Below are 14,022 nucleotides of genomic sequence, written 5' to 3'. Positions count from 1 at the left end.
CCCTTAGGAAATCGGCTTTTTCTTTATGAAATTTCACTTAGAATATTCTAAGAAATCTAATTAACTTTAGTTCAATCCATAAAAAGTCATCATAAAACGACTATTCTTCAAATGGCCATTTTGGTAGTATTTTTGCCAATGACTTATCTTGACGTTTTCCTAATACATAGTCAGCCTGCATAATCGTATGAATCTCCCGCGTACCTTCATAAATAACTGGTGCTTTCGAGTTACGTAAATAACGAGCGACTGGATATTCATCCGAATAACCATATGCTCCATGAATTTGGACGGCATCATCTGCAGCTTTATTCGCAAAATCACAAGCCTGCCATTTTGCTAATGATGTCTCCCGCGTATTACGTAAACCTTTGTTTTTCAACTCTCCAACACGATATACAAGTAAGCGGCTCATTTGATAGCCCGCTTCCATTTTGGCAATCATTTGCCCTACTAGCTGGTGCTCGCCAATAGGCTTGCCAAATGTTTCGCGTTCATGACAGTATTTTACACTGGCCTCAAGACACGCTTGAATAAGACCGACAGCACCTGCAGCTACTGTAAAACGACCATTATCTAGCGCAGACATGGCAATTTTAAAGCCTTCTCCCTCTTCTCCAAGGCGATTCTTTACAGGGATACGTAGATTTTCAAAAAAGAGCTCGCCCGTATTACCAGCACGAATACCGTATTTACCTTTAATGGCCTTCGATGTAAAGCCCGCCATCGAACGCTCTACGATAAATGCGCTAATGCCATGATGCTTTTTCGATTTATCAGTGTAGGCAAAAACGATAAAATGGTCAGCTAGATCACATAAGGAAATCCATGTTTTCTGTCCATTTAACACGTAAAAATCTCCATCCCTTACTGCGGTGGTAGACATTGCAGCTACATCTGACCCTGCTCCAGGCTCTGTTAAACCAAATGCCCCAATCCGAACTCCCTTTGCCTGCGGAACAAGATATTGTTGTTTTTGAGCCTCTGTTCCCCATTGCATTAACGTCATGCTATTTAAACCTGTATGAACTGAAACAGCTGTACGAAACGCTGTATCGCCACGTTCAAGCTCTTCACAAACGATGGCGAGTGCATTGTAATCCATCCCACTACCACCGTATTGTTCTGGTACACAAACACCCATTAAACCTAGCTCAGCAAGTCTTGACCAAATTTTCGGATCGAAGCCACCCTCAGCATCCCACTGCGCAATATGTGGCATAATCTCAGCATCCACAAACTGCCGCACTGTTTTACGTAGCATTTTTTGCTCAGTGGTAAATTCGAAATTCATGACCAAGCACCTACCATTTCACAATCATTGCTGATATATGAGACGTCTCCTTAATGACGACACCACGTTTTGCCATCTCTTTAATATAAATGTCGCCCGGTACAATTGATTCAGGTGCAAATACACCGCGCTCTGTAATTTTATTTTCCCCAATCATTTGAGCAACGACAGAAATTGTATTTGCTGTTGCACGAGCCATAGCCGTTTCATTAATGGTCATATCTTTACGCACAACCATTTCGAACTCATAAGTCACTTGTTGTTGCGCTTTTTCACCTGCTACAATTACGCGTAGTAGCACTGCATCAGGTTTTGTACCAAGTTCGAGTTTCTTTTTAAGTGCCTCACGAACAACTGGACGCACAGAAACCTCTTGATCTTCTACCTCTACCTTATTACTAGCATCGAGGAATCCTAAATCTGCTAATAACTTAAACTTCTCTGCATGTCCTTTATAACGAATTGTTTTGTATTCTAGTGTTTGGACATTCGGGAATGTCTTATACAATGTCGATATACCGCCAGATGTATAAAAAGCCTCAAGCACACCAAAATCTTTGAAATAAATAGGCTCAACACCTGATAACGATGGAACTTCTTGAAGTTTACCTTTTTGAATCATTTTTGACGGCTCTGTGTAATGATCAAAGACACCATCTAGAGAAAATACTCGCGTATAGTGAAGAGGTGGCTTCGGCTCTGTTGGAATACCGCCTACAAATAGTTTAATAGATTCTACCTCATCTAATTTCGAAGCACCGTAGCCGGCTAAAATGTTGACCATACCTGGGGCAACACCTAAGTCCGGAATAATGGTTACACCTTTTGCTTTTGCCTCTTCGTCTAGACCTAATATTTTTTCTGTTACACCGCCAATATGACCACCTAAATCCACGGAATGGACACCAGCCGCAATTGCCGCTCTTGCTACACGCTCATTAAAGGAATAGAATAATGCATTAACAACTACATTGCCTTTTGAGATAACCTCCATTAACGAGTCGTCGCGTTCAGCATGAAGCTCTACAACCTCAATCTTATCTGTATTTAGCGAGTCCACAAAATTCTGCGCTAATTTCACGTCAATATCCCCTAAAAATACACGCTCCACATTGCTATTTTTTATTAAATCACGAGCTACCTCTTTCCCCATTAAACCCGCACCTAATACAACAACTTTCATCAAGAACATCCCCTTTCATTGATCTGTTATTCTGTATCGATTTGTGCTCTTTGTAATTTACCGCTATAGTCTACATAAATACTTTTCCATTCTGTATAGACATCTAAGGCAGCTACACCCGAGTCGCGGTGACCGTTCCCCGTGCCTTTTGTGCCGCCAAATGGTAAATGGATTTCAGCACCTGTTGTGCCAGCATTCACATAAACAATACCTGTATCTAAATCTCGTTGTGCGCGGAAAATCGTATTTACATCTTGTGAGAAAATTGAACTGGATAAGCCAAATTTCACGCCATTGTTTACTTCAATTGCTTCATCCAAACTTGCTACTTCAATTAAAGAAACGACCGGACCAAAGATTTCTTCCTGTGCAATAATCATGTCAGGCTTTACGTTGGTAAATAGTGTAGGCTCATAATAAACCCCTTTATCATAAGGAGGCTCAGATAAAATTCTACCCCCAGCTAACAACGTAGCCCCTTCTTGTTTGCCGATTTGCACATAGTGATTAATCTTTTCTAATGCGGATTTGTTAATCACAGGTCCGATTTTCACACTTTCATCCAGGCCGTCCCCAATTGTTAGCTTTTGCATTTCGTCTAATAGACGTTTTTCTAGTTCTTCTCTTACATCTTTATGCACGATTACGCGACTACATGCTGTACATCTTTGTCCAGCAGTGCCAAATGCACTCCATAAAATGCCTTCAGTGGCTAACTGTAAATCGGCATCATCCATAACTATGACTGCATTTTTCCCGCCCATCTCTAATGAAATCTTCTTCAGGTGTTTACCACCTAGCTCTGCTACCTTACTGCCTGTTGTTGTAGAGCCGGTAAATGAAATGACCTTGACGTCTGGGTGTTCAATCAATGCTGTTCCAACTGTTGGCCCTGAACCAAAGACGATATTTGCTACCCCACCTGGTAAGCCAACCTCTTCAAAAATTTTGCCCATTTCATAAGCCATCATTGGTGTCTCATTAGACGGCTTCCAAATGAACGTATTGCCAGCAACTATTGCAGGGAATGACTTCCAAGTAGCAATAGCTACCGGGAAATTCCACGGAGTTATTAAACCTACAACGCCAATTGGTGCCCGTACACTCATGGCAAATTTATTAGCTAGCTCTGACGGTGTTGTCTCCCCAAATAACCGTCGCCCTTCACCGGCCATATAATAGGCCATGTCTATCCCTTCTTGTACTTCACCTCTAGCTTCTTCAATAACCTTCCCCATCTCTTTTGTTAAAACGGTCGCCAAATGTTCCTTCTTCTCTTTCATTTTTTGACCGATGGCATATAAATAGTCAGCACGTTTAGGTGCAGGTACTAATGCCCAGCTTTTTTGTGCATTTTTTGCAACCGCTACCGCTTCATCTACCTCACTTGCAGTAGATAGCGGTATTGTAGCTAGCTGCTCCCCATTAGCAGGGTTGTTCACTACTATACTTTGTAAATGCGAATGTGTTACCCATTCACCGCCGATATAGTTTTTGATTTCCACTACATACACCCCCTGAACTATCTATTGTGCCTCTGACTCAATGTTACCAATTGCATTGCTTTCAAACAGATACCATCTATCACTCTATAGTATATAAAATCAAGTATGTCAAAATTCCGAATTTTTAATATATAGAGGTTTAAAGAGCGTGCTTTTACATCAATAACATCGGTGACAATCATCAGAGGCTTTATTTTCGTTAGCTGAACCATTGATGTTAGTTACAGATGAAAGTCTTTTGTGAGCAATTATGCCTCGGCATAATTGCGTACGGAGGTTTTAACTTCTTTCAGCGGGATGTTTGCCATTCGCTGAAAGAAGTTAAAACAATCACAAATTCCAGCTAAACAAAAATAGAAAATACTCATTCTAGTGTTTTATATTCGACATTTACTAGCTTATTCCCTTTTTTTCTAAAATATTTAATTATACGATGAAACTAATACAACTTATAATCGTATATAATAACAAAATTATTTTTTGGAGGAATCCTTTATGAATAATCACGAAATTGACTACAAATTATATGGCGACGATATGCAATACGTGCAAGTTGAGCTTGACCCTCAAGAAACAGTGGTAGCTGAAGCTGGAGCTTTAATGATGATGGATGATTCCATCCATATGGAAACGATCTTTGGCGATGGTTCAACAGGAAGCCAAGAAAGTGGACTTATGGGTAAATTATTTGGAGCTGGAAAACGTCTAATTACAGGTGAAAGTTTATTCATGACGACATTTACGAACGTTGGTTCAGGTAAACGCCATGTGTATTTTGCTTCTCCATACCCTGGTAAGATTATTCCAATGGATTTAAGCCAATTGAACGGCAAGATTATTTGTCAAAAAGATGCCTTTTTAGCTGCTGCAAAAGGAGTTTCAATCGGCGTTGAATTCCAGAAAAAAATCGGTGTTGGCTTCTTTGGTGGTGAAGGCTTCATTATGCAAAAGCTTGAAGGTGACGGCATGGCTTTTGTACATGCAGGTGGCACTATTCACGAAAAGACTCTAGCACCTGGTGAAGTATTACGTGTTGATACAGGCTGTTTAGTTGCTATGACATCTGATGTAGATTACGATATCGAGATGGTCAAGGGCGTAAAAACTGCATTATTTGGCGGTGAAGGTATCTTCTTCGCTACTTTAAAGGGTCCGGGTAAAGTATGGATTCAATCATTACCATTTAGCCGATTAGCAAGCCGCGTCTTCGCTGCAGCACCAATTTCTCAAGGCGGTGGCGGTCAATCTAAAGGTGAAGGTGGCATTGGCGGTTTATTTGATATGTTTAATAAATAATGGACGCTATTTATTTAAGAGGCTGGGACATAACTAGCTTCAATTAGTGAGAAATCCGAATTTGAATTCATTCAAATTCGGATTTCTCTATTTTTTATGTTGTTTCCATATACCTCTTAGCTAATGGCTGCGAATTTTCTTAAATTCACGGCCATTAATGCGAGGCCCATCTCGTTTTCAACCTTCGATTTTCCTCGTACAGAAAATCGAGTGAAACGCAAATTAGCCTTCAAGAATCCAAAAACTGGTTCCACGTCAATTTTGCGTGGACGATAAATGGTACTCGTTTTTTCTTCTGAAAGCTTTGCTCTCACATATTCTTTTTGTTGTTCCCACTTCTCATTTTCACCATTAATTTACGATTATTTCCTTCTTTTGCTTTTGTACATAATGAACGGAGAGGACATCCGGAACAGTCTTCACATTCGTATACTTTAAACTCACGCGTGAAATCATACTTATCCTTTTTCGTAGTACGATATTTAAATACTAGCTGTTGTTGGTTTGGGCAAGTGTAACGATCATGTTCTTCATCATAATCCCAGTTCGCCGTATTGAATTCGTTTTGCTTATACTTTTTCTTCTGTTCTTTTATATACATGTTGTAGGTGATTATGGCTTCTCGCTTACGATTCGAAAGGATATCATCATAATTTTGTTCACTACCATATCCGGCATCTGCAACGATGTGTTTTGGTAACTTAAAATAATGTTGTTCGATTTCATCTAAAAATGGGATTAATGTACGTGTATCCGTCGGGTTCGGAAAAATGCTGTAGGCAAGCGCATACTGACCTTCTGTTGCCACTTGTATGTTATAACCTGCCTTCAATTGACCATTTTTCATATAGTCATCTTTCATACGCATAAATGTCGCATCCGGGTCTGTTTTCGAATAACTATTTCGTTCGTCAAAGATTTCGAAGTCTCTTTGATATTTTAGTTTTCGTTCAATATAGTCGATTAATTGTTTGCGAGCCTGCTTAGGGAATTTCCGTTCCGTTCTTAAAGCCTTTCGCTCTGCTACATCCGATGAATCCTCAATTTTTCGATCATATTCAGAAATCACTTCATCTACTTTTTCGACCATTTGAGCGAGGTCTTCCAATGCTAATTCCTTTTCACTTTCCCGTTCAATTTCTGGCATGATTTCTTTTTCAAGCAGCTCATCGTATAGCTTGTTAGACTTTTCAATTAGTCCGTTATGATATTTCTCAATCGACTTTTTCCACACGAATGTAAATTTGTTCGCATTCACTTCAATTTTTGTTCCATCAATAAAAATAGCTTCCTGATCAATTAATGCTTCCTGTACCAGCTGGCAGCGGAATTGAACGAAGCATTGACGAATCAACTCTTTCACCTCTGGGTGGACACGGAATCGGTTGATTGTACGGTAGGTTGGTTCATATCCTTGAGCTAGCCACATCATCCGAAGACTATCTTTTAAAAGCGCTTCAATTTTGCGTCCTGAGAAGACAGATTGCGTGTAAGCACATAAGATAATTTTAAGCATCATGCGTGGATGGTAGGCAGGACAGCCCTCATTTCGAAGGAATAATTCAAACGCTTCGGGCGGGATACTTTCGACTAAATGGTGGACATGGAAGGCAATATCATTTTTTTGTAACCTCACTTCTAAATCTAAAGGCAAAACTAATTGATTCATGTTATAATCTTTAAACATAAGGATCCTTCTTTCTGTATAATTTTGTTGTGGTGACTTAATTTTATCAGAAGTGGTCCTTATTTTTGATGAAAAAAATTTAAAGCCGGTGAAATTTTACTGATCGTAAAATTTCACCGGCTTTTCAGTTTAGAGATGGGTTTTGTCCCAGCCTGTTTATTATGACTTTTACAATTTAGGTCTTATAAATATGAAACAGTACATCTTTTTTCTAAACGGTACGACTTTATTTCCTTCTACTGGAAGAGTCCGTGTAATACCGGGCTCATCTTGAGTAAACTTCATATTAAATAACCATTTCTAACTTTTCCAGGTCACTTTAAATGTTATTTTATAATAGGGTTGCAGTTTATATTTTTCGATTTTTCTTTAGTGGGATTATTCATATCTTTTATTTCTAACTTCTTTTTGCTTAAGTAAACTGCTCGATCCGATTTTTTTGCAACTTCTTGTGAATGCGTAACAACAATTACACATTTACTCTCTTGATGGGCGAGCTCCTGAAACAACTCAATAATCTCTTTTGCTGTTTCTCCATCAAGGTTTCCTGTTGGTTCATCAGCAATAAGTAAATCCACATTACAAGATAGCGCTCGAGCAATTGCTACACGTTGTTGTTGCCCGCCACTTAGTTGCAAAACGTTGCGTTTCGCTTCTACTTCTGTGAGTCCTACCTTCTCTAGTAATTCTAATGCTCTTGCTTTTTTATTTTCTACCTTCACACCTGTAATTTCCATTGCCGTTAGTACATTCTGAAGAGCAGTCATATAGGTAATCAAATTATAGGATTGGAAAATTACGGATACATTTTGATTACGGTATCGATCCAAACCAATTTTTCGAATATCCTTGCCATTATATAGTACATAACCATTCTTAGGTATATCCAGCCCACAACCTAAGCTAAGAGTTGTAGTTTTACCAGATCCAGATGGCCCTAAAATCGTATAGAAAAGCCCTTTTTGAAAAGAAAAATTAACATTCTCTAGTATCGTTACTTTTTTTCCGTTACTTTCATAATAATAATCTAAGTTTTTAAATTGTAAAATCGTCTCCATATCGAGCCTCCTTATTCATCTTTTAAAAGGATTTGTTTTGGATTTAAGCGCAGAATAGATAATGCTGGAAGAAGAGTGGCTAATAGAGCAATAGCTAGTCCAATTCCCCCCATTTTTCCTAAATCCGCTCCTGTTATACTTACATCAATTTCATCAATTGGATCTTCTGTTTCATTTTGTAGAGTACCACCAGGTCCAGATACCATAACTGCACCACTATTTTGCGGATTTTCTTCTTCTTCGCTTGCTGTAGCAATTTCGCTCGAAAGTAAGCTATCCCCTATAAATTGAGAAACTTTAGCTCCTGTTGCTAGAGATAATGCAAATGCTAAAATAGCAATACATACTACTTCCACCATGAACTGCGCCATCAGTTTCCATTTTTTTTCTCCAATGGACAATAGAATTCCCATTTCCTTACGACGCGCTTTAATCGATAACATAATGATTAATCCTAAGATAATAGCACCTGCAATAGATACAATATAGATAATCATTTGAGAAGTAGAAGAGATATTTTCGATAGGACCAATCATTTGTTTGTACAATGAATCATGTGCATCTAACTTAAAATACTTAAAATCAATATCAGATTGTTTTGCTTCTTTTTTAAATGCATCAATGTCTAGTGGATCGTTCAAGAAGTACACAACTTGAATGCTACTCATATTACCTTCATCTGCTTCTAATTTTTTAAAAGTAGAGTAAGGCATATATAGCTTATTAGCTGGATCCATCATAGGAGGAGGGTTTTGAATCATTCCTTGTTCTTCCGTTTCATAAATACCAATAATTTCAACTTCAAGAGTTTTCTTCTTATCCCCTGATTGAATTTTAACTTTATCTCCTACTTTTATTTTGTTTTGTTCCGCTAATCTTTTTTCCATTAAAGCTACATTCTGATCTTCCATCTTTTCTGTAATTGGTTTTCCATCAATGATTTTACTTTTTCCATTTTTAAAACTTTCTTGTAATAAAGTCTTCCGAACTCCTTCTATCATAAAAGAGGAATTCATATCTATTTCTATAGCTGAACCTGCTGATCCTCCTGCTACACCCGCTATTCCCGCTCTGCCTGCTCCTGCGTCGTCTTCTCCTTCTTCTGGAGCTCCTACTAATTTAAGCCCCTCCGAAGTTCCCATAGTACCGGTTATATAATTATAGTCTTTTACATACTGGGACTTCGCTAACTGCTCTGCTTCTTTTATGTTGAGATCTGGCACAATAGGCATTTCGCCAGTTTCCCTTGCTTGTTTTCCTAATTTATCAAAATCAAGACCTAAAGTAACGTCTGCGCCCAGTTTTTTTCTTGCTGAATCAGCAGCTTTTTGTGATGCATTTTGGATTGCGAATCCTCCCAACACCAAATTTGTAACAATCAGGAAGACCGCCATCAAAATTAATGATGTTCCTATTCTTTTTTTCATACTGAGAATTGCACGTTTTATAAAATTCATTTTTTCCAACCTCCTTGATAGTTGTTATTCTAAATATGCTATCTGGAGTTCGTATGGAGTTAATCAGGAGTTTGTATGGAGTTTACCTAGAGATGTAAAAAAACCTTGTTTGTTTATAAAAGCAAGTCATTTAAGGTAAATCGCAATTCTTTTTGATATGCATATAGAATATCTTTTTAATTCATTACATTTACTACCTTACTCTTTTTAATGTTTGTTATCTCCTTCTGTCTTGTGTTTTTATGTATAAAACATGTCTCTTGAATCTGGAGCTAGTATGAAATAAATATAGTTTTCCTGTAAATTTTTTATAGTATTTCATTGTATTCTAATACATCTCCACATCAACTCCAGATTAGAAGGATATAATAGCTACGAGAGGTGATATAAAGATGAACTATCATATTCTAGTGGTAGAAGATGATCAAGAAATTCAAGAATTAATTAAACAATTCTTAATGACACAACAGTATATAGTTGAAGTCGCATCAGATGGATTAGAGGGAATGAAACATTTTAATAAACAATCCTTTGATTTAATTCTTTTAGATGTAATGATGCCAAACCTGAATGGATTTGAAGTCGCCAAAATGATTCGACGTCATTCAACTATACCCATTATTATGCTAACTGCATTAGAAGATGAACAGGACCAAGTGAAAGGCTTTGATTTTGGAATCGATGATTATATTATGAAACCTTTTTCTTTTCATGTTTTGATAAGACGAATCGAAGCAGTACTGAGAAGAAGCTATGATCAATGTATAAATAATCATTTAGTTTTTAAAGAGATACATGTTGATTGCGATGCATATAAAGTATTTGTAAATGAGGTGGAAACTCCCTTAACGACAAAAGAATTCGAAATTCTACAACTACTACTTCGAAATAAGAAAAAGGTACTCACAAGAGAAAGCATCGTAGAAAAGGTTTGGGGATACGAATATCACGGAGAAACGCGAATGATTGATACACATATTAAAAACATACGAAAAAAATTAGATACAACCTATATTAAAACAGTAAAGGGCATTGGTTATAAAATCGATGAATAGACTCTTAAAAATCATGAAGATGAAGCGAATTACCTACAAACTCTTTATGACTACATCACTCATTTTATTAGCTTTTGCAACCATGATTTATGTAACTTTATACTTCTTTCTCCCTAAATTTCATGAGCAATACAAAACCGATCAGCTTCAAACAGGAATCGAAGAAATAATTAATAAATCTAAAGATCTTTCGTTTCAAAATGCAATACCACTTTTTGATGAATACGCAGAAAAGAATAACGCAATGATCTTCCTTCAAAATAATGAAGGAACAATTATTTATTCTCCTTCTTTTACTTTTCTTCAAAGTTCTATTCAAGGAAGTGTTATTCAAGGAAGTGTTATTCAAGGAAATACTCAAGCAAAAAATTTTGTTAAAGCAATACCTTCAAGGAGGTTAGATAATCCTAGTAATTCATTTGAAGTTACCTTGCCAATACAATTTCAAGATATTAACTTAACGCTTGTAGTGTTCGCAACATTTCAACCGATCAATGAAGCTTCAAAGGTCTTGGTACGTTTTCTTCCTTATATTAGTATCATTGTACTGATTATTGGTGTAGGAAGTGCTTATTTCTATTCAAGGTTTATTACAAAACCACTTATTTATATTAATGAAGGTGCACAAAAGATGGCAAACTTGGATTTCTCCGAAAAAATTGAGATTTCTTCTATGGATGAATTAGGGGAATTGTCCAATAGTTTGAACGACATGTCTATAAATTTACAACAAGCATTTCTTGACTTACAAAAAGCGAATCAGCAATTGAAAAGTGATATTGAAAAAGAAAGAGAAGTAGAAACAAAGCGAAGGGAATTCTTTGCTATTGTAGCACATGAATTAAAAACGCCTCTTACTGTAATGAAAGGTTACGTAGAAGGGATGTTATATAATATCGGCCCTTATCAAAATCGTGACCAATATTTAATGAAAAATCATCAAATAATTGAAAATATAGAACAACTGATTCGTGAAATTTTAAGCATGTCAAAACTAGAACAACATACCTTTAAACCACAAGTAGAAGAAGTAAATCTTTCGAAGTTAATAGATAAAATCACAAAAGACCTCGAATTTTTTGCTTCCCAAAAAGGCATTCAAATAATAAAAGAAGTTGATTCTGGCATTTTTGTTTATACGGATTATGTTCTATTAGAAAAAGCTTGTAAAAACATCATTCATAATGCGATTATGTATTCACCTCTTAACGAAAAGGTCTATATAAAATTAAGCCAAGGATCTAAGCAAAATCATATCGAAATGCAAGTCATTAATACAGGTGTTGAAATTAATGAAGAGAACATACATCACGTATTTGAACCCTTTTATCGAATCGAAAAGTCAAGAAATCGAAATACTGGGGGGAGTGGCTTAGGATTATATATTGTAAAACAAATTTTTGAATCCCTTTTTATCACTTATTCTATGAATAATACCAAACAAGGTGTACTATTTTTTATTTCCATTCCAATATCCATCAAATAAAAAAAGAGTCTCCATCTTATTTCATTCTATAGAAATGAGATGGAGATTTTCCAATACACTTTCCAAAATTTATCAAGATAATATTAAAAAAAACAATTCATAATTCCTTAATGATAGAAGGTGTTTTTCACACCTTTAATAATTTCTTCCCAAAATACAATATTGAACCGGAGCCCACGTTAAAATTCAAAAGAAGTATACCCTGAAAGAGGAGGGATAATCATGATTATTGATTATTCTAGCACTGTATTTACTGATTCAATAGCACATCTCGTTCAGAAGAATCTGGTACTAATACTCTTATCCCCTTTGACTCTAATTTGTACAATAACAATAAATTCTGCCCCCCCTTTTTTGAAGTGCTCCCTGTAAAAACTGGCTTTTCTCTGTTAGTGAAGCAGGCAAAGCAAATGCGATCTGTTTAAGTTTGGCTGAAACGGCGAAAGCAAACGGCATCGATTTCTATCAGTACCTAGTGACGTTAATGACAGAATTGCCAAATTTACCAATTCATCCGCAGCCAGTGATTTTAAATAATTACATGCCTTGGTCGAAAAAAATCCAAGCAACATGTGCAAAATAGCCATCTATCCAAAAAAAATTAGGATAGATGGCGATTCGTCGTGCGTACCAAGAAGGTGCGCTTATTTCGGGCTTACAGTTGAAGTAGTATAACGGCATCTGAATCTAATTAAATATAGAAAAACCTCGAATAGAGTAACCTGCTCCGTTCGTATTATAAGGTCAGCCAGATATTTCTGGTTGACCATTTTTTATATGGTTTTATTATAGCAGTAGCCAGGGTAGAACGTATCTGCTCGTGGGCTTGCGCAAAAGCGTAGTGCTAACGTAGCAACAGGTATAGCTGAAATTAGTTAAAGGAGCACATCTAATCACGATGTGCTCCTTTTCTTATAATTACAGTTAATTTACACCATTTATTCACCAAAAATTAAATCTTTACCGCTTTACTACGAAAGGACCCTACCTTCAGTGTATCAATCTATTCGATTCGTTACAGCCTTACCCTGCCCATATGCAGTAAGCTCTTTAACGTTCAGCATCAGCATAGCCGTTCTAGTTTGCAGCGAGGCACTCCCGATATGCGGGAGTGCTACAACGTTTGGAAGCGTCAATAAGGGATGATTCAAAGCAATAGGCTCTTGTTCAAAGACATCTAGTCCTGCTGCCCATAGCTTACCGTTTTTTAACGTATCATACAGTGCATTCTCATCGATAATGCCACCACGTGATGCGTTAATTAATACTGCGTCATCCTTCATCAAAGCAAGTTCCTCTGCTCCTATAAGTCCTACTGTATCATTATTAAAAGGTGTCATAATAACAACAAAATCCGATTGTTTTAAAAGATCCTCCAACGATACATATTGAAAGCCATACATTTCTTCTACCTCATGGCGGCGTCGACGATTGTTGTATAAAATTTTCATATCAAAACCTTTTGCTCGTCTTGCAACAGCTTGGCCAATACGTCCCATACCAATAATTCCTATAGTGGATCCTGAAACATCTTTACCTACTAATTGCATCGGATACCAGCTTTTCCATTTACCCTCACGCAAATATCGTTCACTTTCTGGAATTCTTCGAGCAGTCGCAAGCAATAATCCCCATACTAAATCTGCAGTCGTATTTGTTAAAACTCCTGGAGTATTAGTTGCCATTATTCCGCGCTTACGCAAAGCTTTGACATCAATGTTATTGTATCCAACAGCTAAATTAGTCACGAGTTTTAGTTTGGGTGCGTGTAATAATAACTCTTCATCGACTTGGTCAGCAAGCGTTACCCACAATACTTCACAATCTGCAACAGCTGCCAATAGCTTTTCCCGTGGTATAACAATTTCCTCCTCCTCCCATTGTTCGATATCATAATACTCTCGCAACTGTTCAACTATATGCGCTGGGAACTTTCGTGTAATAAATAATTTCTTTTTCATATTCCGAACACCCCTCAATTCAATTCGCCTATAGCGTAAC

Annotated in this window: 9 protein-coding genes and 2 pseudogenes; 4 read left to right on the top strand and 7 right to left on the bottom strand. The window is 37.0% G+C overall.

Annotated features, from left to right (window positions below; translation table 11 throughout):
- Nucleotides 1–100: 100 nt before the first annotated feature.
- From ACIQ7N_RS09160 to ACIQ7N_RS09150, 3 genes are read right to left on the bottom strand one after another with little or no spacing between them, the layout of a single operon-like run.
- Complete coding sequence (locus ACIQ7N_RS09160) at nt 101–1,294, bottom strand: acyl-CoA dehydrogenase family protein (RefSeq protein WP_402931498.1); 1,194 nt, start codon at nt 1,292–1,294, stop codon at nt 101–103.
- Nucleotides 1,295–1,304: 10 nt separating this feature from the next.
- Nucleotides 1,305–2,477 (bottom strand): saccharopine dehydrogenase family protein, encoded by a 1,173-nt coding sequence (locus ACIQ7N_RS09155; RefSeq protein ID WP_402931496.1) that lies wholly within the window; start codon nt 2,475–2,477, stop codon nt 1,305–1,307.
- A 26-nt stretch (nt 2,478–2,503) separates the two neighbouring features.
- Nucleotides 2,504–3,982 (bottom strand): aldehyde dehydrogenase family protein, encoded by a 1,479-nt coding sequence (locus ACIQ7N_RS09150; protein ID WP_402931495.1) that lies wholly within the window; start codon nt 3,980–3,982, stop codon nt 2,504–2,506.
- 495 nt (nt 3,983–4,477) lie between these two features.
- On the opposite strand from ACIQ7N_RS09150, the gene ACIQ7N_RS09145 reads away from it, so the two are divergent.
- A complete protein-coding gene (locus ACIQ7N_RS09145; protein WP_402931494.1) occupies nt 4,478–5,278 on the top strand; it encodes a TIGR00266 family protein in 801 nt (266 codons plus the stop codon).
- Between the two features lie 116 nt (nt 5,279–5,394).
- Here ACIQ7N_RS09145 and ACIQ7N_RS09140 read toward each other — a convergent pair.
- The 3 genes and pseudogenes from ACIQ7N_RS09140 to ACIQ7N_RS09130 all read right to left on the bottom strand — a co-directional run bounded on the left by ACIQ7N_RS09140 (nt 5,395) and on the right by ACIQ7N_RS09130 (nt 9,480).
- Nucleotides 5,395–6,965: pseudogene (locus tag ACIQ7N_RS09140) on the bottom strand (IS1182 family transposase).
- Nucleotides 6,966–7,291: 326 nt separating this feature from the next.
- The gene (locus ACIQ7N_RS09135) at nt 7,292–8,023 is read right to left on the bottom strand and encodes an ABC transporter ATP-binding protein (RefSeq protein WP_402931493.1); all 732 of its coding nucleotides are present in this window, start codon (nt 8,021–8,023) and stop codon (nt 7,292–7,294) included.
- A gap of 11 nt (nt 8,024–8,034) precedes the next feature.
- Complete coding sequence (locus ACIQ7N_RS09130) at nt 8,035–9,480, bottom strand: ABC transporter permease (RefSeq protein WP_402931492.1); 1,446 nt, start codon at nt 9,478–9,480, stop codon at nt 8,035–8,037.
- 392 nt (nt 9,481–9,872) lie between these two features.
- Between ACIQ7N_RS09130 and ACIQ7N_RS09125 the strand changes: the two genes are divergently transcribed.
- From ACIQ7N_RS09125 to ACIQ7N_RS09115, 3 genes and pseudogenes are all read left to right on the top strand, one after another.
- Nucleotides 9,873–10,535 (top strand): response regulator transcription factor, encoded by a 663-nt coding sequence (locus tag ACIQ7N_RS09125; protein WP_402931491.1) that lies wholly within the window; start codon nt 9,873–9,875, stop codon nt 10,533–10,535.
- 13 nt (nt 10,536–10,548) lie between these two features.
- Entirely contained in the window at nt 10,549–12,021 is a 1,473-nt protein-coding gene (locus ACIQ7N_RS09120; RefSeq protein ID WP_402931513.1) for a sensor histidine kinase, read from the top strand.
- A 370-nt stretch (nt 12,022–12,391) separates the two neighbouring features.
- Nucleotides 12,392–12,604: pseudogene (locus ACIQ7N_RS09115) on the top strand (transposase domain-containing protein); the annotation flags it as partial.
- A gap of 415 nt (nt 12,605–13,019) precedes the next feature.
- Here the strand turns inward: ACIQ7N_RS09115 and ACIQ7N_RS09110 are convergent.
- On the bottom strand, nt 13,020–13,982 hold the full coding sequence (locus ACIQ7N_RS09110) for a 2-hydroxyacid dehydrogenase (RefSeq protein WP_402931487.1): 963 nt from the start codon (nt 13,980–13,982) through the stop codon (nt 13,020–13,022).
- Nucleotides 13,983–14,022: the final 40 nt, after the last annotated feature.

The sequence above is a fragment of the Lysinibacillus sp. NPDC095746 genome (genome assembly GCF_044763535.1).
Lineage (GTDB): Bacteria > Bacillota > Bacilli > Bacillales_A > Planococcaceae > Lysinibacillus.
This window is presented reverse-complemented; position numbering and strand designations above follow the sequence as displayed.

Excerpts from the sequence above, each read along its gene's own strand:
- ACIQ7N_RS09160 (WP_402931498.1), bottom strand. The coding sequence starts at position 1,294 with ATGAATTTCGAATTTACCACTGAGCAAAAAATGCTACGTAAAACAGTG.
- ACIQ7N_RS09110 (WP_402931487.1), bottom strand. The coding sequence starts at position 13,982 with ATGAAAAAGAAATTATTTATTACACGAAAGTTCCCAGCGCATATAGTT.
- ACIQ7N_RS09120 (WP_402931513.1), top strand. The coding sequence starts at position 10,549 with ATGAAGATGAAGCGAATTACCTACAAACTCTTTATGACTACATCACTC.
- ACIQ7N_RS09135 (WP_402931493.1), bottom strand. The coding sequence starts at position 8,023 with ATGGAGACGATTTTACAATTTAAAAACTTAGATTATTATTATGAAAGT.
- ACIQ7N_RS09145 (WP_402931494.1), top strand. The coding sequence starts at position 4,478 with ATGAATAATCACGAAATTGACTACAAATTATATGGCGACGATATGCAA.
- ACIQ7N_RS09130 (WP_402931492.1), bottom strand. The coding sequence starts at position 9,480 with ATGAATTTTATAAAACGTGCAATTCTCAGTATGAAAAAAAGAATAGGA.
- ACIQ7N_RS09125 (WP_402931491.1), top strand. The coding sequence starts at position 9,873 with ATGAACTATCATATTCTAGTGGTAGAAGATGATCAAGAAATTCAAGAA.
- ACIQ7N_RS09155 (WP_402931496.1), bottom strand. The coding sequence starts at position 2,477 with ATGAAAGTTGTTGTATTAGGTGCGGGTTTAATGGGGAAAGAGGTAGCT.